The organism is Streptomyces sp. NPDC104381 (assembly GCF_055583745.1).
Window position 1 is genome coordinate 157,708 of record NZ_JBVJNK010000011.1, and the last position, 21,488, is coordinate 179,195.

At 72.0% G+C, this 21,488-nt stretch carries 16 protein-coding genes and 1 pseudogene; 12 read left to right on the plus strand and 5 right to left on the minus strand.

Features of this window, described 5'->3' with window-relative positions; translation table 11 throughout:
• The first annotated feature begins 112 nt into the window (after positions 1 to 112).
• From ACZ607_RS32235 to ACZ607_RS32245, 3 genes are all read left to right on the plus strand, one after another.
• Positions 113 to 547, plus strand: coding sequence for a PPOX class F420-dependent oxidoreductase (locus tag ACZ607_RS32235; protein WP_469740796.1), 435 nt, complete (start codon positions 113 to 115; stop codon positions 545 to 547).
• Between the two features lie 117 nt (positions 548 to 664).
• Positions 665 to 1,864, plus strand: a complete 1,200-nt coding sequence (locus ACZ607_RS32240; protein WP_469740799.1) for an MBL fold metallo-hydrolase — start codon at positions 665 to 667, stop codon at positions 1,862 to 1,864.
• A 174-nt stretch (positions 1,865 to 2,038) separates the two neighbouring features.
• On the plus strand, positions 2,039 to 2,617 hold the full coding sequence (locus tag ACZ607_RS32245; RefSeq protein ID WP_469740802.1) for a hypothetical protein: 579 nt from the start codon (positions 2,039 to 2,041) through the stop codon (positions 2,615 to 2,617).
• Between the two features lie 217 nt (positions 2,618 to 2,834).
• On the opposite strand, the gene ACZ607_RS32250 is transcribed toward ACZ607_RS32245, so the two are convergent.
• The 3 genes from ACZ607_RS32250 to ACZ607_RS32260 all read right to left on the minus strand — a co-directional run bounded on the left by ACZ607_RS32250 (position 2,835) and on the right by ACZ607_RS32260 (position 5,944).
• Positions 2,835 to 4,214, minus strand: a complete 1,380-nt coding sequence (locus tag ACZ607_RS32250) for an MFS transporter (RefSeq protein ID WP_469740805.1) — start codon at positions 4,212 to 4,214, stop codon at positions 2,835 to 2,837.
• Between the two features lie 206 nt (positions 4,215 to 4,420).
• Complete coding sequence (locus ACZ607_RS32255) at positions 4,421 to 4,876, minus strand: RpiB/LacA/LacB family sugar-phosphate isomerase (protein WP_469740809.1); 456 nt, start codon at positions 4,874 to 4,876, stop codon at positions 4,421 to 4,423.
• A 72-nt stretch (positions 4,877 to 4,948) separates the two neighbouring features.
• A complete protein-coding gene (locus ACZ607_RS32260) occupies positions 4,949 to 5,944 on the minus strand; it encodes a LacI family DNA-binding transcriptional regulator (RefSeq protein WP_469740813.1) in 996 nt (331 codons plus the stop codon).
• 143 nt (positions 5,945 to 6,087) lie between these two features.
• On the opposite strand from ACZ607_RS32260, the pseudogene ACZ607_RS32265 reads away from it, so the two are divergent.
• The 6 genes and pseudogenes from ACZ607_RS32265 to ACZ607_RS32290 all read left to right on the plus strand — a co-directional run bounded on the left by ACZ607_RS32265 (position 6,088) and on the right by ACZ607_RS32290 (position 11,841).
• Positions 6,088 to 6,632, plus strand: a pseudogene (locus ACZ607_RS32265) (VOC family protein).
• Positions 6,616 to 7,431 (plus strand): MerR family transcriptional regulator, encoded by an 816-nt coding sequence (locus ACZ607_RS32270; RefSeq protein ID WP_469740817.1) that lies wholly within the window; start codon positions 6,616 to 6,618, stop codon positions 7,429 to 7,431. Before ACZ607_RS32265 ends, ACZ607_RS32270 begins: the two are co-directional and overlap by 17 nt.
• Before the next feature lie 283 nt (positions 7,432 to 7,714).
• On the plus strand, positions 7,715 to 9,505 hold the full coding sequence (locus ACZ607_RS32275; protein ID WP_469740820.1) for a hypothetical protein: 1,791 nt from the start codon (positions 7,715 to 7,717) through the stop codon (positions 9,503 to 9,505).
• A 30-nt stretch (positions 9,506 to 9,535) separates the two neighbouring features.
• Positions 9,536 to 10,411, plus strand: coding sequence for a hypothetical protein (locus tag ACZ607_RS32280; protein ID WP_469740822.1), 876 nt, complete (start codon positions 9,536 to 9,538; stop codon positions 10,409 to 10,411).
• A gap of 86 nt (positions 10,412 to 10,497) precedes the next feature.
• On the plus strand, positions 10,498 to 11,319 hold the full coding sequence (locus tag ACZ607_RS32285; protein ID WP_469740824.1) for an APH(3'') family aminoglycoside O-phosphotransferase: 822 nt from the start codon (positions 10,498 to 10,500) through the stop codon (positions 11,317 to 11,319).
• A gap of 21 nt (positions 11,320 to 11,340) precedes the next feature.
• Positions 11,341 to 11,841 (plus strand): TetR/AcrR family transcriptional regulator, encoded by a 501-nt coding sequence (locus ACZ607_RS32290; protein ID WP_469740826.1) that lies wholly within the window; start codon positions 11,341 to 11,343, stop codon positions 11,839 to 11,841.
• Here the strand turns inward: ACZ607_RS32290 and ACZ607_RS32295 are convergent.
• Complete coding sequence (locus tag ACZ607_RS32295) at positions 11,838 to 13,295, minus strand: MFS transporter (RefSeq protein WP_469740829.1); 1,458 nt, start codon at positions 13,293 to 13,295, stop codon at positions 11,838 to 11,840. The two genes, ACZ607_RS32290 and ACZ607_RS32295, sit on opposite strands and share 4 nt — an antisense overlap.
• Positions 13,292 to 13,948, minus strand: coding sequence for a TetR/AcrR family transcriptional regulator (locus ACZ607_RS32300; RefSeq protein WP_469740831.1), 657 nt, complete (start codon positions 13,946 to 13,948; stop codon positions 13,292 to 13,294). The genes ACZ607_RS32295 and ACZ607_RS32300 overlap by 4 nt, the downstream gene beginning before the upstream one ends.
• A gap of 265 nt (positions 13,949 to 14,213) precedes the next feature.
• On the opposite strand from ACZ607_RS32300, the gene ACZ607_RS32305 reads away from it, so the two are divergent.
• From ACZ607_RS32305 to ACZ607_RS32315, 3 genes are read left to right on the plus strand one after another with little or no spacing between them, the layout of a single operon-like run.
• Positions 14,214 to 15,074 (plus strand): DUF4132 domain-containing protein, encoded by an 861-nt coding sequence (locus ACZ607_RS32305; protein WP_469740833.1) that lies wholly within the window; start codon positions 14,214 to 14,216, stop codon positions 15,072 to 15,074.
• Complete coding sequence (locus ACZ607_RS32310; RefSeq protein WP_469740835.1) at positions 15,071 to 20,254, plus strand: hypothetical protein; 5,184 nt, start codon at positions 15,071 to 15,073, stop codon at positions 20,252 to 20,254. The genes ACZ607_RS32305 and ACZ607_RS32310 overlap by 4 nt, the downstream gene beginning before the upstream one ends.
• Entirely contained in the window at positions 20,251 to 21,486 is a 1,236-nt protein-coding gene (locus ACZ607_RS32315; protein WP_469740837.1) for an ATP-binding protein, read from the plus strand. Before ACZ607_RS32310 ends, ACZ607_RS32315 begins: the two co-directional genes overlap by 4 nt.
• Positions 21,487 to 21,488 lie beyond the last annotated feature (2 nt).

Genomic DNA, 21,488 nt, shown 5'->3' on the forward strand with positions numbered 1-21,488 from the left:
CCCCTGATGCCCCCCCGGCGAACCCCCGACGAACCCCCGACGCGACTCCCCTACGCACCGAGTCGTCGGCCGAATGCGGAATCCTGCGGAGGGTACGGACGTTGGAGTCGGCATGACGGAACCCGCGCGCGAAGCGCTGCTACGACTCTTCGGGGAGTACGACGGCGGGGTGCTGGTCACGCTCAAGCGGGACGGCAGGCCCCAGCTGTCCAACGTGAACCACGCCTATTACCCGGAGGAAGGGGTGATCCGCGTCTCCATCACGGAGGGCCGGGCCAAGACCCGCAACCTCCGCCGGGACCCGAGGGCCGGCTACCACGTGACCAGTGACGACCGCTGGGCCTGGACCGTCGCCGACGCCACCGCCGAGCTGACCCCGCCCGCCGCCGACCCGCACGACGAGGTGGTGGAGCAGTTGATCACCCTCTACCGCGACGTCCAGGGAGAGCACCCGGACTGGGACGACTACCGCCGGGCGATGGTCCAGGACCAGCGGGTCGTCCTGACCCTGCGGATCGAGCATGTGTACGGCCAGCCGCGGGCCTGACGCGGCACCCCTCGCGACACGTCTGCGGCGGGCGGGCTTGCTCCGTCCGCCGCCCAGCTCTCGCTCCGTCCTGCCTCAGACCATAATGAGACGACACCGACTCCCTCAGGAGATGTTGTGACCGGCGCCGACCACCAGCCTTCGCTCCGTACCAGACTCCGCTCGCTGCGCCCCGACGCCTTCGGGGCGGACCCGACGGGGGCACGGATGGAGCGGATCCGCCGCTCGCCCAATTTCGCCGACGGGGTGTTCCAGAACCCGGAGGGGGCGCGGACCAGGCCGTCCGGCTCCATGATCGAGTTCGCCAAGGTGTATTTCCAGAAGGAGGAGCGGGCCCGCAGGTCCCCGCTCGGCACCGTGCCCGTCCACGCCACGACCCTCGCCGATCTCGCCACGCCGCCCGCCACGGGCCTGCGGGTGACCTGGCTCGGCCACTCCAGCGTGCTCGTCGAGATCGACGGCCGCCGGGTGCTGTTCGACCCGGTCTGGGGTGAGCGCTGCTCGCCCTTCGCCTTCGCCGGGCCCAAGCGGCTGCACCCCGTCCCGCTGCCGCTCGCCTCGCTCGGGCCCGTGGACGCCGTCGTGATCTCCCACGACCACTACGACCACCTCGATCTGCCCACGATCAAGGCGCTGGCGGGCACGGACACGGTCTTCGCGGTGCCGCTCGGTGTCGGCGCCCACCTGGAGCGGTGGGGCGTACCCCTCGACCGCATCCACGAGCTCGACTGGAACGAGACCGCCCGGATCGCGGGCATCAGCCTGACCGCCACCCCGGCGCGCCATTTCTGCGGGCGAGGCATCCGCAACCAGCAGCACACGCTCTGGGCGTCGTGGGCCGTCGCGGGCCCGGAGCACCGGGTCTACCACAGCGGGGACACCGGCTACTTCTCCGGCTTCCGGGACATCGGTGCCGAGCACGGCCCCTTCGACGTGACGATGATCCAGGTCGGCGCCTACTCGGAGTACTGGCCCGACATCCACATGACGCCGGCCGAGGGCCTGCGTGCGCACCTGGATCTCCAGGGCGGCCGGCCGCACGGTGCCCTGCTGCCCATCCACTGGGGCACCTTCAACCTGGCCCCGCACCCGTGGGCGGAGCCGGGGGAGTGGATGAAGGACGTGGCCGACGAGGCGGGACAGCCGGTGGCGTTGCCCCGCGCGGGTGAGCCGTTCGAGCCTGCCGGGGAACTGCCCTCGGAGGCGTGGTGGCGTGCGGTGTCCGCCCCCGTCGCGCCCGCGTGGCGTCGTGCGGAGGTGGCGGACGTGGTGCCGCCGGTGCAGCGGGAGGAAGTCGACCTCGCGGGCGAGCGGTGACTCGCACGGGACACCGTACGAGCGTGTGGGACACCGTACGAGCGCACACGAAACCGTTGTGAGCGCGCACGACACCGTACGAGCGCGTGGACGGCGCCCCGGGGCGGCGGTTCGGGTGCCGCGAAGAAAAGGGGTGCCTGCGGCCCGCCGCGGGGCGGCGGGTAGCGTGCGGGCATGACGGGGAAACGAAGGGTCCTGTACCGGCAGGGCACCGGGTTCTGGCGGATGACGGCGAAGTGGGTCCTGGTCTTCGGGGTCCTGTACCTGCTGGACGGGCTGCTCCGGTCGTTCGCCGATGCCTTGGTCTGGCCGATGATCGGGATCCTGCTGTGGGTGCCGTTCGGGATCGGCGTCGTCTGGTACCCGAAGAAGGACCAGCGGGTCGAGCTGACGACGCGTGAATTGCGTGTGCGGCGCAAGCGGTTGTCGATGGAGAAGGTCAACCTGCTCCACGTGGCGCGCTTGTGGCTGGAGGGGCGGTCAACCGCGGACGACCGGCCGGTGCAGGAATGGGCACGGGTCGACCGGGTGGTGTGGGTGCCGCTGCGGGACGGCCGGGCGTTCGGCGTGGAGTTCCGCGACCCGGCCGCGTTCGCCAAGGTTTTCGGCGCCTTCGCGGTCGCGGCGTGCGGCGGGCCCGACATCGTCCGCGCGAGGGCAGCGAGGGAGACCTATCCGGACCCGCTTCCCGTGCGGCCCCGTCGCGGCGAGGACGCGGGCTCCTGGCTGGACCTCCTGGACATCTTCGGCTGACGGCCGGGCAACGGGCGGCGCCTGCGTACCGCGGGGAGGGACGAGCGAGCACGGCAGCGGGGCGGTGAGGACACTCACCGCCCCACGTTCGTACAGGGCCCTGAACAGGACGCCACCCCGGCGTAGTGGTGCCGCCGTCCGGGACCGTGCATCCCGGGCCCGGGACGTGGCGGTGGTAGCGGGTGCGGGGCGCACCGGGCGCGGGGCGAGTGGGCCTTCAGCGGGAGTCGGACGAAGCGGGCAGGGGCGCCGCTGCCGGCGACGCCGCATGACCGGCCTTCTCCTCGGCCACCAGCCGCGATACGCGCTCCCGCTCGCTGCGACCCCAGGTCTCCCGCGTCAGGAGGATGCCGGCAAGGCCGATCAGGGCCGCACCGAGGTAGAGCAGTGCCGCGCCCGGCCAGCCGAAGGCTCCCACCAGCGCGGCGGCGAGCAACGGTGCGAAGCCGCCGATGGCCGCGGCGATCTGGTAGCCCAAGGAGGCGCCCGAGGTGCGGGTCGCGGTGCGGAACTGCTCGGTGAGCAAGGCCCCTTGGGTTCCCGTGAGGGAGGCGTGGATGAGACCGATTCCGATGATGAACACGGTGACCACGAGGGCGGGCCGCGCCGAGTTGGTGAGCAGGTACATCGGGAAGGCGAACAGGATCGCCATGGTGCAGGCCGCTATGTAGATGGGGCGGCGTCCGATGCGGTCGGTGAGAGCGCCGGCCAGGAAGGTCACGGCGATGGCGAGGATGCTCGCCGCGGTAATGGCTCCGAGGGCGACGGGCCGGAGATCGGGATGGCGGTCGGTGATGTAGTTGAGCAGGTAGGTCGCGGTGGAGTAGTAGGCGAAGGACTCCACGACGCGCAGGGCGATGACCCGCAGGATGCCCCGCCAGTCGCCGGCGAGGGTCGCCAGCAGGGGGTTCTTCTCGGTCTTGCCGGTGGCCCGGGCTTCCTGGAACTCGGGGGACTCCGACAGACGGGAGCGGACGATCAGTGCGACGACGACCAGGACGGCACTGAGCAGGAACGGGGTCCTCCACTGCCAGCTGCCTTCCAGTGTGGCGCTGAAGGCGAACACGCCGCTGGCCAGGGCGATTCCCAGAGGGTTGCCGGACTGCGGGATCGCCGCGAACATGCCCCGGCGGTGCCAGGGCGCGTGTTCGTAGGCCATGGTGATCGCGCCGCCCCATTCGGCGCCGAACGCCAGGCCCTGCACCATCCGGATGATCACGAGCAGGACCGGGGCGAGCACCCCGATCTGGTCGAAGGTCGGCAGCAGGCCGATGAGGAAGGTGGCGGCGCCCATGACGATCATCGCTGTGACGAGGACGGGCTTGCGTCCGAATTTGTCGGCGAAGTAGCCGCCGACGGCGCCTCCCAGGGGACGCATGACGAATCCGACGGCCAGGGTGGCGAAGGAGAGAAGGGTCCCGACGAACCGGTCGCTCTCGGGGAAGAAGACCGCGCCGAAGTAGAGCGCGGAGGCTGTGCCGTAGGCGATGAAGTCGTAGTTCTCCACGCTGGTGCCCAGGGCCGCGGCGACCGCGGTCTTGACGCGGTCCTTCGAGCCGAGCACGCTTCGCCGTCCGGCGGTTGCGCTGGTGGACATGCGGGGTCTCCTTGATCGGGCGCCGGCCGGGTGCCGGGCGGCGAAGCCGTGAGAAGGATTCGGCCGCCGGGCAGGACCGGGTCTGCCGTTGGCTTGGGGATGCGGGCATGACGAAGAGACGCCTGGCGAGGCCGTGCGGGGCCGGGCGTTCGGTGTCGTTCAGTGCGACAGACGGTCCGTCCGTGCGAGGGGCCGGGCGGTGAGGGTCAGAGGGACGGTGTCAGGTCGTCGAGCGCGTTGAGCTTGGCGACCCGGCGGCGGGTCTCCTCGTCGTCGTCGAACACGGCGTCGAGGAACTCGCGCATGATGTCGGGCACGAGTGCGTGCGGCACCAGCCACGCCCCCACCGCTATGGCGTTGGCGTCGTCGTGTTCGACGGCCTGGTGGGCGGAGTACGGCTCATGGGCGAGACCGCAGCGGATGCCGGGCAGCTTGTTGGCCGCCATGACGGCGCCCTGTCCCGTGCCGCAGACGAGCACCGCACGATCGGCCGATCCGCCGAGCACCGCCTCACAGGTCGAGCGGGTGATGTCGGGGAAGTCGACGGGGTCACCGCTGTGGGTGCCGCAGTCGATCACCTCATGTCCGAGGGTCTCGATGGCCTCGCGCACGGCGTCCTTCAGTGGGAAACCGGCGTGATCCGCGCCGAGGGCGACCTTCATGGTTTGTTCCTTTCGAGCAGGGCGTACTGTCTCTCGCCGGCCGGGACGCATCGGCGCTCACCGGGCGGGTACTCAACCGCGGCCTCCCACCGCGCGGTCGGTGAAGGTGGTCGCGACGCGCCGGCCTGCTGCCTGGCGGCCGGCGAGGAGGTCGATGAGTCCGCGCACGCCGAGCCGGCCGATCTCCGAGGCGTCGTTACGGACCGCGCTGATGGGCGGTGAGGCGAACTCGAACCAGTCGAGGTCGTCGAAGGAGACGACCTCGATGCGGGATGCCTGCTCCGCGCCGAGCCGTTCCCGCAGCGCGCGCACCGCGCCCAGGGTGGTCTGGCCGTTCGCGCCGAACACGGCGGTGAACGGCACACCGCGGTCGATGACACGGCCCATGGCCTGGGCGGCACCGCCGGCCAGGAAGTCACCGGCGTCGAGCAGCCGGTCGTCGGTGCTGATGCCGTGGGCGGCCCGGCCGGCGACGTAGGCCGCATGACGCTCCGCGCCGGTGGAAATGGTGGGCGGTCCGCCGATGAACGCGACGTCCCGGTGGCCCCGGTGTTCGAGCCAGGAAAGCACCTGCTGCACGCCCTGAGCGTTGTCCGTGCCGTACAGCGGTGCGTCGACGCCCTCGACCGTCCGGTTGAGGAAGACCAGCGGCTTCCCCGAGGCGAGTGTGGTGGCGAGCTGCGGCGAGATGTTGTCCTGGGGCGAGAACAGCAAGCCGTCGACACGCTGGCCGGCGAAGGTCCGCAGGTAGGCATCGGCCTGGTCGGCGTCCTCGTTGGCGTTGGCCAGCAGCACGGTGAAACCGTGCCGGCGGGCCTCCTGCTCGGCCGCGTGAGCCAGCTCGGAGAAGAACGGGTTGCGGATGTCCGAGACCAGCAGCCCCAGCACATCGGTCCGAGCCCGCCGCAGGGACCGGGCCGGCCCGTGGGCGACGTATCCGAGCTCGGTGGCGGCGGCCAGCACCCGGGCCCGGGAGTCGGCGGAGGTCTGACTGCTGCCGCTCAGTACCCGTGACGCGGTTCCGAGCGCCACCCCTGCCCTGGCGGCGACGTCTTTGATCGTGGCCATCGCCCCACCTCCTTGTGGAAACGTTTCCATGCGTTCTATGACGTAAAGCTTTCACACGGTGGATGAAGAGGCAAGGGTCGTGACCGGCTTCAAGGTCGTCCGGACTTGACCCTCACGTCGCGTGAGGTTGGAAGGTGGGGCCCATGAGCGACTACTACAACGCGTTCGAGATGAGCCCCGTGCCCGCCCCCGGCCCGGACGCGGTTCCGCCGGAGCCCTTCCGCGGCATCTACGGATGCCGGCCTTCGTGACGATCCCCACGAACGATCTCGCGGCGTCGGCGGACTTCTGGATGCGCGGACTCGGGTTCTTCGAGCTGTTCAGCGTCCCCGGCACGATCGTGCATCTGCGCCGATGGGCGTTCCAGGACGTACTCCTCGTCGCGGCGGCGAGCGTTCCGGAGCAGCCGCCGGCGATGAGCTTCAGTTTCGCGGGCGTGCTCAGCCAGGTCGAAGCCCTGGCCGAGACGTGCCGTGCGCTGCGCCCGGACTCGGTCGACGGCCCCCGGGACACTCCCTGGAACACCCGCGATGTGGAGGTGATCACCCCCGAGAACGCACGGGTCGTCCTCACCGCGGCGAAGCCCTACGATCCGGCCGCTCAGGAGGCGCGGAACCTCGAAACCATGGGGATCACCCCACCCGGAGACGCTCATGGCGACAATGAGACGCATGCCGGAAACCACTGACGCCGACGGCCTGACCGTCGGTCAGGTCTCGACGCGTCTGGACGTGACGGTCCGCGCGCTGCACCATTGGGACGAGATCGGTCTGGCGCGGCCGTCGCTGCGCACGGTGGCCGGATACCGGCTCTACACCCCTGGTGATCTGGAACGCCTGCACCGCATCGTCGTCTACCGCGAGCTCGGTCTCGGCCTGGACAGGATCCGGACCGTCCTGGACGACTCGACCGCAGACGTGCCCGGCGCGTTGCGTGCTCAGCGCGCCCGGATCGCTGAACGGATCGAACGCCTCCAGCAGCTCGGTACCGGACTGGACCGGATGATCGACGCCCATGAGCGCGGCCTGCTGCTGACCGTCGAGCAGCAGGCCACGATCTTCGGCCCCCGGTGGAACCCGGACGACCCGGCCCGGGCCCGTCAGCTCTACGGCGACACGGTGCAGTGGCGGCAGTACGCCGAGCGCTCGGCCTCCCGCAGCCCGGAGGAGTGGCAGTCCATCGCCGACGACGTCGCCGGCCTCGACCGCGCCCTCCGGGACGCGATGGATGCCGGCGTCGCACCCGGCAGCCCGGACGCGAATCAACTCGTCGACCGGCACCGGGAAGTCTTCGCTTCGTACTTCCCCCTCACGAGAGAGATGCAGGTCTGTCTCGGCCGCATGTACGAGGCCGATCCGGGATTCGCCGCCCACTACGACGGCATCCGCCCCGGCCTCGCCGCGTGGTTCCGCCGCATCATCGACGCCGGTGCGCGCGCCCACGGCATCGACCCCGACACCGCGACCTGGCAGGGGCCTCAGCAGTAGCGGTACGGAAGGTGCCGCTGGGGCCGAACTGGCGGTCGCGACACGGCGGGCGACCAGTTGATCCCGGTACGGAAGGCCCCGCCGACCCGACCGGCACCTCCTTCACCGCAGGCCCGGCTGCCGATGCGAGACGGAGGCGTGGGGGAGGGCGCCGTATGGCCCATTCCGCGCGTAAATCCGACCTCTTGTGGCGTTTGCGTCCTAATATCGCTCCCGACCGTTCTGTTGTGAATATTCCTGGTCGAACCGGTAATACTCCGCGCGGCTGCGCCGAGGAGGTCTTGTGATCGACTATTACGCCCACCGTGCCGTTCTGGAGCAGCTGCGCGCCCAGGTCCCGTTGGCCGGGGGTGGTGCCGGCCCCGCCGAACTCGCCCAGCTCCAGGAGTTCGCCGATGCCGCGGCTGCCGAGGAGGGAGCCGCACTCGTCGGACTGTTCACCGACCAGGTGCTCACCCACGCCGCGGCGGACGGGACCGAGGCCGACCTGCTCGAAAGGGCGGGGGACCTGTGGAAGACGGGCATGGAGCTCTACGAAGGCATGGGCGAGATCCGCCAGGTCGTCGAGAAGGTGCTGCAGACGCCCGACGAGCCGGGTGCGGCGGACGCCTTCAACCAGGCCATGGCGCGCATGGTCGTCCTGCTCCGGAAGGCCAAGAAGCTCTCGGCCGGCGTCAGGCAGCTGCGCACGGACCTGCGCCCGATGAAGCACCTCCCGCCCCATCCGCGCCAAGCCGACGTTCCGTTGTCCGACTGGGGATACGGCGACGTGTTCCTGGCGCGCCGGCAGGACGCCTTCACACGCACCGTGTTCTCCCGGGCCGGCGGAGACACCACCGCCCGTGCGCTGGCGTTCGGCGTCCTCGCCTCCTACGCCGGAAACGTCACCGGCTCCGCCTATCTGGGGCAAGGCGTCGGCGGGCCCCGCCGCAGCCACCGCTTCCGCACCCGCCTGGCCCGCAACGCCGTGGGACGTTGGTGCGCCCGGCAGTACACCGTGGCGGGGCCCGGTGAGCTGGCGGACAAGCTGCGCCCCCTGGTGCCTGCCCCGGGCGACACCGCGCCGTCCGCGATGGCCCAGCTCCTCGCCCAGGCGCTCTCGGATACGTACGACCCGGCGCTCACGCCGCCGCTGCCGGACATCGACCTCGGGCTGCGTCGCACGCTGCGGCAACTCGAGCTGTACGACGTCATCCGACGGCCCCCGCTGCCGAGGCCGGTTGTCGCGTCCATCGCGGTTCGTGTGCACACGACAGCGGGTGGAGGTCTTCCGGAGACGTACGACGACCAGGGGGGTTTCACGTACCCGCATTCCGACCAGGGTGCGGCGCCCGGCACGGTCGGCGAGGTGTCGGGGGCCGACACCACGGGCCAGGCCACCGACAACGGCGGAGGGTGCCCCTGGTGGGCCTACACCCTCATCGGCACCCTGGTCTTCCTGATCTGCCTGGGTGTCTCGTGCATCGTCGGGCTCATCGCCAGCGGGAGCTGCAAGGATGGCGTCTCGGACTTCTTCGAGGGGTTCAGCGGTGACGACGAACCGGAGCAGCCCACATCGGTCACCGGGGACGCCCTGATCGCGGTCGCCGCCTCCCCGGCGGGGCCGCAGATCGCGCAGCGCCTGTTCGAGGTGCACACCGGCCTGTGGCAGGCGGCCGACGAAGCGTTCAACTATCTGGCCCTGGTCGGCCTGGTCCCGCCGGACGACCTCCTGCTCACCTCGCCGCTCCACGGGCAGTTCCTGTCCTTGCCGGTGCGCGAGCTCTACCCCCTGAAGGAAGTGCCGGCGCCGGAGAAGACGTACGCCTTCGATCCGTCCACCACCCATGAGAACCCACCCACACGTCCCTCCCCGTACCCGCCGGGTGCCGACCCGTCGGTGTTCGTCGAGGGAGCCGCCCCCGAGCGGGCGCTGGACCTGCTGCTGCAGATCCTCCGTGGGGAGCAGCGGTCCGAGAACCTCGACGCCGATGCAGACCGCGGGTACGACCAGCGCTGCTGGACCACGGGCCCGTACGGCTCCGTGCACGACGACCCCGTGCCGGTACAGGTGCTCGCCTACCACGAGACGTAAGCGACGAGACGTTCACGCAGGAGCCGAACCATGAACCAGCCGCAGGAACCCGGTGAGCCGCACGGGCCGGAGACGCCGAGCACACTCCTGGTCATCCCGTACTTCGACGGTGACCGAGGGCTGCCGGACCGTCCTCTGACGGGCGTCTTCTACTACTGCCCGTCGATCGTCGTGAGCGGGACTCCCAGCCGCTTCGAATTCACACCGGGCCAGCCCATGGACGTCACCGTCGATGTCGCGAACCACGGTGCGGGCACGTCGGTCGCAGCAACGAGTGTGGTGGTGTGGTGGGCGGAGCCCACGACAGGATTCGCCACGCTGAACTGGTTCGGCCAGGAGGTGGTCGCCGTGCCCTCGCACGGTGCCTATGTCGCCCGCACCAGGCCGATCACCGGAACCATTCCGGCCAGTGCACCGAACCACGTGTGTCTGCTGGCCCGGGCGACCGCCCTGTCGTCCTCGCTCCCTCCGGACACCACGCCCGACCCCATCAACGAACCGCACTGGGCGCAGTTCAACCTCGTCGCCCACACCGTCGCGCCGGGGGAGACCGGCTTCGCCTTCAGCTGGCTGGCCGGTAACCCGGGAAGCACCGGCGCCCGGTACGAGCTGAGGGTCCGTCCGGCCGACTCGGACGCGTTGGGGAGGCTCACCGAGGTGCTGGAGGCCCGCCCTTCGGTCATGCCCGACATGGCTCTGACCATCGAGGAGGGTGACGGGCCCCGCCTCGCCATCGACCTGGAGGGGGGCGAGCAACGGCGGGTGCACCTGCGGGGCGATCTGACGCAGGGGCTGGAGCCAGGAACGTTCACGGCTGTCGAAGTCGCCCAGTTCGACGTCACGGACGACCCCGAGGGTGCGCCCGTGGGAGCCATCGGCCTCCTTCTCCGTCCGGGAAGCGATTGACCGGGCGGGGGTGTGGGGCGTGGTCGCGGCGGCTGTCCCGGTCCGGCCGTCCTGATCCACGTGCCGGGCTGGCTAGGGTGGGCCGGGTGAGTGGTCACCCTCGAACTCAGGCCTTGTCGCCGGTGCTCCTCGGTGTGGAGGACGGCGGCTGGCTGCCCGTCACCGCGGGCGAGTCGGCGGCGACTGTCTTCCGCAGCGCGGACGCCGCTCGCTACGCCAAGTGTGTGCCCGCCGCTGACGCGGCCGATCTGAAGGCCGAGCGCGACCGGGTCGTATGGCTCAGCGGTCAGGGTGTACCCGGCCCCCGGGTGCTCGACTGGCGGTCCGGGGACGCCGGCGCCTGTCTGGTGACGGGCGCCATCTCCGGCGTACCTGCCGACCAGGTGCCGGCCGAGGACCTCCGAACCGCCTGGGAACACATCGCGGACGCCGTCCACCGACTGCACGAGGTCCCTGTGTCCCGGTGTCCCTTCCGCAGAGGTCTGGACGCCATGGTCGCCATGGCGCGCGACGTCGTGGCCCGAGACGCGGTCGACCCCGCGTTCCTCCCCGTCGACCAGCAGCAGACGCCCGCCGCCGACCTGCTGGACCGCCTCACCGGGCAGGTCGCACGGCGGCGGGAGCAGGAAGCGGCCGACATGGTCGTCTGCCACGGGGACCTGTGCCTGCCCAACATCATCCTCGATCCGCGGACCCTGGACGTGTCGGGCTTCATCGACCTGGACCGCCTCGGACCGGCCGACCGCTACGCCGACCTGGCACTGCTGCTCGCCAACGCACGAGAGACATGGACGGACGAGGGACAGGCCCAGGCTGCGGACGCGGCCTTCGCCGAGAGGTACGGCATCGACCTCGACCACGACCGCCTGCGCTTCTACCTCCACCTCGATCCGCTCACCTGGGGCTGACCGGCTTCCTGGGAATCATCCGTGCCCGAAGCGGTCGCCGCCCGCGCCGGCACGAGCCGGGCAGTGCTCTACCGTCGGTGGCCCACGAAACGGGATCTCGTCCTGGCCGCACTGAGCCGCAAGGCACCTCCCGTACCGACCGAACCGCCCGACACCGGGAGTCTTCGCGGTGACGTGATCGCCCTGCTGCGCTTCGTCGTCCGCCAGATGCTCGATCTCGCCCCGGTGAGGCAGGTGCTCGCCGCGGAGCAGGGGGAGGACACGGAGCTGTCCGCGTATCTGGCCTCCCGGAACCGCGGGCCGGGGGGTGAGTGGATGCGAACGGTCCTCGAACGGGCGGGCCGGCGTGGTGAGATCGACCCGGCCGCCTCGTTCCCCGACCGGCTCGTCGCACTTCCGGTGGTCCTCGTCCTCCATGAGCTCCTGATGGCCCGTCGCACCCCGTCCGAGGCCGACATGGAGGAGATCGTGGACCTGCTGTTCCTTCCCCTCGTCACGCGCCAGGAAGGCCCAGGCGCTTAGGAGCTCTCCACCGTTCGTGGGACGTCGGGACCGTCCCGGGCGGTCGTGTCATGTCCTGCGCCGCGGGCCGACTGCGCCGGCAGCAGCGATGCCGGGAGCAGAGCGAGGGCCGCGAGTCCGGCGAGCACCATCAGGGCGGTGCTGGCCGCCGAGGCGGACATCGTCGGGGCCGTGCCCGCGGTCCGGGCCGCGGCGGCCGTCGGTCCCAGCGTCATCAGGCCGGCGGCCACGGCGATTCCCAGTGCCGGGCCGACGTTCATGGCGGTCTGTTTGAGTCCACCGATCACCCCGGCGTATCCGGGTGGCGCCTCACCCACGACGGTCGCGGTGGCGGTGACCATGACGGTGGCGAATCCGGCGCCGAGGGCGGCGAAGGCCACGCCCACAACCGTCCACGTGCCGGCGGAGGCGAGCTGGGACAGGCCTCCTGTGCCGAGGACGACGAGGACCGTTCCGAAGACAGCGGTACGGCGTGGGCCGCACCGGCGCAGCGCGGCACCGGCGACGGGCGCGCCGAGGACCATGAGCGCGGTCAGCGGGAGCGCCCTCAGGCCACTGGCGAGGGGGGTGAGCCCAAGGGCGTCCTGGAAGAAGAAGGTGGCCACGAACAGCGCGCCGAACATGCCGCCGCTGGTGACCAGAAGGACAGCCACCGATGCCGTCACCGGTACGGACCGCGTCACTGCCGGCGCCACGATCGGGTGCGTGGTGCGGCGTTCGTGCCCGACGAACACCACCACGACGCCCGCCACCACGGCGAGGCCGACCCATGTCGGCGCGGTGGTCCACCCGTGCGCCGGTACGCCGGACAGGGTGTGCACCAGGACCGCGAGCGCGGTTGCGAGCAACGCCGCGCCGGTGAGGTTGAGCCGCTGGGTCCCTGCACGGGCGGGCGCCGGCGTCCGTACGGCGAGAGTGAGGGCGGCGATGGCGAGCGCGACGGGGACGTTCATCCAGAACACGGCGCGCCAGCCCAGGTGCGCGACGAGAACACCCCCGAGCACGGGGCCGGCCGCCGCGGCCACCCCGATCGCGCTGGTGCGGATGGCGACCGGCGTGCCGAGCCGGTCCGGCGGGTACGCCAGCCTCAGCAGCGCGAGAGTCGCCGGCTGGAGGAGCGCACCGGACACGCCTTGCGCGGCACGCAGGGCGATCACCCAGCCGGCCCCGGGAGCGAGCGCGATACCGGCCGACGCCGCCGCGAAGCCGAGCACGCCGACGACCAGCATCCGCGCGTGCCCGTACCGGTCACCCAGGCGTCCGGCTATGACGAGAAGCGCGGCCACCGCGAGCAGATAGGCGGTGCTGGTCCACTGCACCTGCGCCATGCTCGCGCCGAGGTCATGCCGCAGGCTGGGCTGCGCCACCATCAGTACCGTGCCGTCCAGTGCGACGATCATCGCGCCGGCCACACCGGCCAGGAGTGTGAGGCGCCGTCTCGAGGTCGCGGTCACGACTCCACCGGGCCGAGATGGGCGTCCAGGACCGCTGCGACGAGTTGGTCGAGACGGCTCTCATCAGGTGCTTCACCCGGTGACGTGGCGTCGAGGGCGAGCTGGAGGCTTCCCCAGGCCCACAGTTGGGCGAGGCCGTGGAGATTCGACCAGAGGGCGGCGGCCGTCACCGCCGGCGGCGGCACGGGGTCGCTCCGCGCGCCCGGCCGGCGCGCGGCAGCCTGCTCCCTCCGCAGCCGGACGATGAGTTCGACGGTGAGCTTGAACAGCGGCAGGGTCGAATCGCGGAGCTGTGACTGGTCCGACGGGTGGCTCTCGCTGTCGAGCAGGTCATGTCGGAACATCAGCTCGAACATGCCTCGGTGCTCCAGCGCGTACCCGACGTGTGCCCGCCCGATCTCCCGCAACTGGGCCCGCGCCGACGAGGCGCTGTCGATCGCGGCTGTGATCCGGTCCTCGAGGTCCGTGAAACCGCGGCGCGCGATGGCGGAGAGCAGCGAGTGATGAGTCGGAAAGTACCGGCGCGGGGCCCCGTGCGACACCCCGGCCCTCCGGGCGATCTCGCGCAGCCCCAGCGAGGCCGTGCCGTCGGTCATCACGAGGTCCAGCCCGGCGTCGATCAGCCGTTCCCTGAGAGAGTGGTCGCGTTCCATAGACAGTGTCTACACGATGCGTCAGACACTGTCTACGGTTTCGGGAAATCAGGAGACCGGTGTCCCTCCCCGTCATCTCCCGCGCCGGTGAACGGCGTTCGGTGAACCGTCGGCGCGTACCTGTGCGGCCAGGCGCTCGGACGCCGAACGCATTGTCACTGGGTACGCCTAGAGTTCCTCTCAATCGTCACGGTGCGTTGCCGTCGACGGGTCTCATCGGCGTGCCGCAAGACCGGCGCGTCCGCAACGACGGGGAGAACGGCGCATGGGGTGGGTACCGGCGGGCGACTACGAAGTCGCCCTGGAAGCGGGCAAGGTGGTGTGCCGCAACGGGAAGGGCCGGCGGCTGAAGTCCGTCCCGGCCAAACTGAAGGACGATCCGGCGGTCGTCGGGCTCCGGCAACTGACCGAATGGCTGGAGCGGCACGAACGCCGGTGCCTGACCGACGTAGAGCAGTGGATGGTGCGTTCGCTGCCCGTTCCCACGGCTGTTCTCGCCCAGGTCTGGCCCGACCCGGCATGGCAGGCGGCCCTGCGGGACGTGGTGGTGACCGGCACGGACGGCGGGGTCGCCGGGTTCCTGCGCGACGTCGACCCCGCGCGCGGTCTCGGCCTCGTCGACCTGGACGGCGACACGGTCCGCATCACCCCGGACGTGGTCAGACTGCCTCACCCCGTCCTCCTCGACGACCTCGACGAGCTGCGGGAGTTCGCGGTCGAACTGGAGATGCGCCAGAACGTGGAGCAGCTGTTCCGCGAGGTGTGGCGCCGACCGCAGGGCCTCGCCCCGGACACCACGTCCGTCGACACCTACGCCGGCGGGGTCTTCAAGGAACTGCGTTTCCTGCACGGCCGCGTCACCCAGCTCGGCTACCGGTCGCGTGGCGGGTACGCGGTCTGCCCGGTCATCGAGGACGGCGCCACCGCCGAGGCGCGCATCTGGATCGGCGAGCACGACGGATACGACGAGTACGGCACGGAGACCGGGCCCCTGGGCTGGACCGACCCCACGGGGCGCGCGCTGACGGCCGCCGAGGTCGGGCCCGTCACCTGGTCCGAGGGCATGCGCATGGCGGCGGCGCTCCATGCCGGCCGCGACGTGGAGGACGAGGAGCGGGCGGCATGAACATCACGACGACGAAGGTGACGACGGCGAACACGAACGTGAACACGACCGAAGCAGGCACTGCGGCAGCGGGAACGGTGTCCCTCCCCGCCCAGACCCGGGACAAGGGCACCTCCGGCCCCGCCGCCGAGGCACGTGCGGCGGCCCTGCTGGACGCGGGCGCGGTCCTCCCCGCCGGTACCACCGAGCGGGACGACGCCGACGCGCTGACCGCCCGCACCTACACGCACACGGCAATCGGCGACCGCCCCGTGGTCCGGCTCGTGCCCGGAACGCTCGGCGAGGCCGAGGACCTGGCCCTGGAGTTCCTCGGCCTCGCCCGGACCGCAGAGGCCCCCGTCGTCGGCCAGGTGCGCCGCGAAACGCTGGGCTTCCCGGCCTGGGCCCTGGTCAACGACCCGGCCAACGGTCACCACGCCCTGGCCCTGGTCAAGGACATCGAGCGACTGGGCCGTCAGGCCAGGAGCCGTGCGGGAGCGGCCAAGGAAGGCTTCGACGCCCTCGGCATCCGGCTCGGCCGGGCCGTGCCCCATTTCCTCCCCACCTACTACGAGCAGGTGGCGCGCCTCTTCCTCCAGGCGGAGAACACCAGCTACGCCGCCTCCTTCTTCGGCAAGGCCCGCGAGGCCGAACGGGTGCACGACCTGACCGTGGACGAGGACCGGCAGCGGGCGGTCTTCCTGGAGTTCGCCTTCGCCGGCGCGCTGACCGTCAAGGCGCTGCGGCAGTACGTACGCGACCTGGTGGCCCGGCTCGCACCGGCGGACGCATGGGTACAGTTCCGCCGTCTGCTGGTGGAGCGCTGCGGTGCGGGCATGCCCCCGTACGCGGCGCTGCCCCAGGACGTACGCGCGCTGGTCAAGGCCGCCGGACTGGACCGCGAGGCCGCCGATCGCGAGCTGATGGCCGATCTGATCGGTTCCCCCGGAATCGTCCGCGCCCCCGCCTCGTTCTGGACCGCCTACCGTCCCGCGCTCGTCGCCCTCGCCCGACGGGACGAGGCGGTGCGCGCCCGGCTCCTCGGCTTCTTCCCGGAGTCCTTCAGCGAGAACGGCAGGGACACCGACGGCGAGCACGGCTGGCTCGCGCTGCTGACGGAATCCGGCGCCGAGGACCTGCTGACCGCCCTCCCGGACGTCTCCGATCCCGCCGAGCCGTCCGTCTCCCCGGCGGACTGGCTGGCCCGCTGGGAGGCCCACCGCCGGCGCAACAGGGCCACGCCCGGCCGCAGCCCGCAGACTCTTGAGCTGGCCGCCCGGATGGCGGACCGGCTGCGCGCCGACGGGCGCCCGGTCGAGCTGTTCCAGGGCCGTTGGCTGCGCACCGCGGACCTGGACCTCCTCGACCTCTGCCTCGCCTCCGGCATCCCCGTCGCCGAGCCGGACGACCGGAACACGCACACCTCGCAGGGTCCCGCCGTTCCGCTCGCCTCCTGGCTCACCGACACCGCGCCCGGAGAGCGGGATCTCACCGCCATCGCCGGACAGCCGGTCTTCCGCGCCCTGCTGAGCCGGACCGTCGGCGGCCTCGGCGGCGGACGGGGCCAGCGGCTGGGAGACACCGGTATGGCGAAGCTGGCGGCGCATCCGGTGCTGTCCGGGATCCTGCGGGAATGGCTGACCGCCTGCGCCGAGGAGTACACGGCCGCGCAGGGGCTTCCCGGGCTGAGGACGGCCCTCAACAAACTCTCCCCGTACGGCTCCGTGGTCGCGGAGGTCGCCCCCGAGGCGGTCCGGCTCCTCGCGGACCACGATGTCGTCCCGCTGCTCGCCTCGACCCTGCGTACCGGCATCCTCGACGAACTGGGCTGGACCGCGCTGGACGAGACGTACGCCGAACTGGCCGCGGAGGCGGCTGCCGTGCGTCAGCGGCGTAACCGCTCGGAGGGCGTCGGCGTCACCGGCGCCTGGCCCGCGCTGATCCTGAACACCCTGGAACGGGCCGTCGTCGTCGGCCCGGACGACGTGCTGCTGCGGCACACCCTGAGGCTCCCCGCCACCGTCGACCACTGGCGGACGCTCGCCTTCCGTTACGTCGACGGCGAGTTGCTGGTCATCTGGTGGGAGGACGGCAAGCAGCGCGGCTACTGGTCGCACCGCCCCGCCGAGGTGTTCACCGTCGGTGGCGAGCAGATCCCCCGCTGGGGTTCTTCCAGCCCCTCCGACGACGTCTGCCTGCCCCTCCCCGGCGGTGGCCGGGCCACCGGCGGCAAAGCCCTGCACGCGGGCGACACCGCCCTCCCGCCGCAGCGCGCCATCCTCTCCGACGGCACCGGCCACTGGCGGGACGGCCACCAGGGCACGCAGCGGGTCTGGCTGGAGTACGACCCGGTCAGCGGGACGCACGGGCGGGCCTCCCTGCCGGCGTTCCTCCACTCCGGGGTGCGGGACGGCACCCGGCTGCTCACCGAACACTGCCAGGTGCTGCCCCTCCAGCCCGGTCTCGAAAGCACCCCGTTCGGCACGGACGGCACGGTCCTCGGACGCTGGGTCCGCCGCACGGCCACCGAACCGGGCATGCCCGCTCCCGAGGACGGGCACCGGACCGTCGCGGGTACCCCCGACGGCCACACGGTGACCCTGCCGCACTCGTCGCACGGTGGCTCCCGGGTACCCCTCGGCGCCCTCACCCTGCCCGGTGGATCACGCCCCGTCATGGCTCTCGCCGGGCGGTCCGTCGAGGCCCACCCGGCGGACACGCGCGGCAGCGGCGGACATCTGTGGTCCGTCACCCCCGGCTCCCCGGGGGACAACGACTCCGCCGGCACCCCTTACGTGCCTCCCGTCGCCTACTGGCACGCCATGCGCCCCAGGGACGAGCGGGGCTCCACCGCCCTGCGCAACCTGGCGGACTCCCGGGCGGCAGAGCTGTTCGAGGAGGTCGCCACCGCGGTCACCCGCCACCTGAAGGCCTTCCGGGCCGTGGAGGACTACACCGGGCCCTCGTCGCACGACCTGAGCCGGGAGGCCGTGGCCCGGGTACTGCCCGAGGTGTCCGACGCGCGGCTCCTCGACGGCGTCACCGCGCTTGTCCGCACCGCGGTGAGCAGGGCGACGGCTGCCGCTCTCTATCTGGAACCGCCTCGGCCCGCGGCCCCGTCGCGCACCACGCACAGCCAGGACATGTTCTCCGACCGTTCGCCCGAGCACACCGACGACACGACCCTGCTGCACGCCACCGCCTGGGGCTCCGAGCGGATGCACGGCAGCTGGTGGGGAGGAGGGAACCGCTGGACCACGATCCGGCAGATCCTCGCCGTCAATCACGTCCTCGGCGGCAAGCCGGCCTTCGGCCCGCCCGTGCCCTCCAAGGTGCCGTTCGCGTCCGTGGACGGCTGGCAGTGGGACGAGCACACCGTCCCGGGCCAGTCCCTGAACTGGACCTCCCTGCTCGACAAGCTGCCCGAACTGGCCTACCGGGCCGCCTCGGCGACCACCTCGCCCGAGCACCGCACGGGTCTCGTGGTCCTGCTCGAGACGTTCGCCGAGGGCCCGCTGGCGGAACCGGCGGGCACGATCCGGCAGGTGGAGCTCGTCGAGCCGCACGCCGGAACGCCCGGGCAGGGGCGCCTCGAGGCCGTGCACCGGCTCGGCCAGGTGCTGCGCAAGGGCGCCCGCACCGTCGTGATCCTCGCCGAGCGCGGCCGGAACTCCCGTGACGACGCGGCACGCTGGCTGGCTCTGGACCACGACCCCACCGGCGCCTTCGGCCCCGTTCCCGGCTTCACTCTGGACCGTGAGCGCGTCCACCAGGGCATCACCCGCACCCGGCTCACCCGGCTCACCGCACTGGTGCGTGAGCAGGGCCCGGCGCCCTGGCACCCCGAGGCCGCCGAGGCCTTCCACACGGCGACCGGGATCGGGCCCCTCCAGTCCGCCGCCCTGGTGTCGGCCGCCGTGGACGAGCCCGGCGCCGAGGCGCTCGGGCTGCTCGGAGCGAAGACCCGTGCGTTCGAGGCGGCACAGGCCAGGCTGAACGCCCTGCCCCACGCCGACCGTCAGGCCCTGCTCCAAGCGCTGCTGCCCGCCGACCCGGCCGAGCTGTGGTCCACGGGCCCGGACCTCCGGGCCGCCACCGAGGTCTGGCAGGAGCGTCTGGCCTCCCTCGTCCGCGTCCCCGAGGAACTGGAGCTCGACCTGTCGGGCACCACCCCCGGCGCCGTCGACCTGGTCCTCAACTCGGGCTCCCGCACATGGCTGGGCCAAGGTTCCCATGTGCAGGACGGCACCGGACGGCCCGGCCTGCGCCGGGTCAGCGCGTACGGTTCGCTCTCCTCCGCCGTGACCGCGCTGCGGACCCTCGCCTACACACTGCCGTACGGGCATCCCCTGCGGGCGCACCTGCCCGAGGGGCTCGCGGCCCTCCGCCGCACCCTCGCCGACCCGGACCTGGTGCTCGAACTCGGCCTGGACTGGACCGAGGCGGGAGGCTCGATCGGCTCGGTGGTCCGGGCAGCCCACCAGCTTCCGGAGTCCGGGGGCGCGGGGCCCGACGGCCTGGTCCGGGCGGGTACGGCGCTGCTCCTCGCAGCCGGACACGGCAGCAACGAGAGACTCCTGATCCGCCCGGCCGGCCTGGAAGGCCCCCAGGACCCGGCGTTCGGCCTGGTCGAGGGCACGGTCGCGCAGTACCGGGTGGGTGAACTCCGTGCTCTGCGTACCCTGCTGGGCAAGGAGATCGACGCCCTGGTCGCGGCGGGCGCGCCCGACGGCACCCCGCACCACCCTGCGCAGGACCCGACGCGCACGGCGCCGGACCTGGTGGCCGAGGCCGCCGGGGCCCTCGGGGTCGGCGCCGACGCAGCCGCCCTGTACCTGATGCTGCTCGCCCTGCCGGACCCGACGGACCGCAACTGCGTCCGCTGGACCGAGTGGAAGCCCGCACGCATCAAGAAGGCCCGGGCCGAGCTCGCCGCGACCGACCTCGTGGTGGAGGCCAAGCGCTCCCGCGCGGGCCGCACCCTGTTCCTTCCCTGCGGCTGGGCGGAACGCGGCGCGCCAGGTCTGCCGCTGGAGACCTGGAAGGAACGGCTCTACCCCGTGGAAGGGGCCACCCGGACCCTGCCCGACATGCCTGTGCCCGAGCTGTTCGCCACGGCCTGGGCACGGGCCAGGGGCGGCGACGCCCCGGCCTTCGAAGAACTGGACACCCGCGCACCCCGGAAGGGCCGCCGCCGATGACGAGCGACATCACGACCACCACCGAGAGCACCCGCACGGGCGGCGCCCCGGACCAGGTGACACCCCCTGCCGGTGTCTCCGGCCCGGCGAACCGCCAGGTCACCCCGCCGGAGGACCGGTACGCCACCGAGCTGGCCTTCCTCGCCGCCCACGACCCGGGGCCGCGCCCGCCGGGCTGGCTGCTCACCCCGCGCGCGGTCGTCACCTTCGTGATGGGCAGCGCGGGCGAGGCGCTCGGTCTGCCGAAGTCCGCGCAGCCCGGTGCCGGGGTGCCGCGCCGCCTGGTGATCGAGCAGAAGTTCGTCGGCGAACGGGCCCTGGTCGAACGCTGCGTGGTCACCCTCGCGGGGGAGCGCGGACTGCTGCTGGTGGGCGAACCCGGCACCGCCAAGTCCATGCTCTCCGAACTCCTGTCGGCAGCCGTCTGCGGGACCAGCGGGCTCACCGTGCAGGGCACCGCGGGCACCACCGAGGACCAGCTCAAGTACGGCTGGAACTACGCCCTGCTGCTCGCCCAGGGCCCCACCGAGGAGGCTCTGGTGCCCTCCCCGGTGCTCACCGCCATGACCCGGGGCGCCGTCGCCCGCGTCGAGGAGGTCACCCGTTGCCTGCCCGAGGTCCAGGACGCGCTCGTGTCACTGCTGTCCGAACGGCGGATCGCGGTGCCCGAACTCGCGGGAAGCGAAGGCGCCCAGGTGCACGCGGCCCCTGGATTCACCCTGATCGCCACCGCCAACCTGCGGGACAAGGGCGTCTCGGAGATGTCAGCGGCGCTGAAGCGCCGCTTCAACTTCGAGACAGTGGGCCCGATCGGGGACGTGGACGCCGAGATCGCGCTCGTCCGGCGCCAGTCGAGGGCGGCTGTCGAACGGGCGGGTGCGGTGCACCAGGTGGACGACGCGGTCCTCGAAGCCCTCGTCACCGCTTTTCGGGACCTGCGCGACGGCCGCTCCGTCGAGGGCTGGGAGGTCGAGCGCCCCTCCACGGTGATGAGCACGGCGGAGGCGGTCTCCGTCGCGGGCTCCCTGGCCCTGGCCACCGCCTACTTCCCCGGGGACCGGGACGTGCTCTCCCTCCTGCCCGGCCATCTGCTCGGCGTCGTACGCAAGGACGACCCCGCTGACGCGGCACGGCTGCTGGGGTACTGGGACGGCCCGGTACGCAGGCGCGCCGAGCAGGGATCGGCCACCTGGCGCGCCCTGTGGGAGCTTCGCGCGGTGCTGGAGAGCTGACG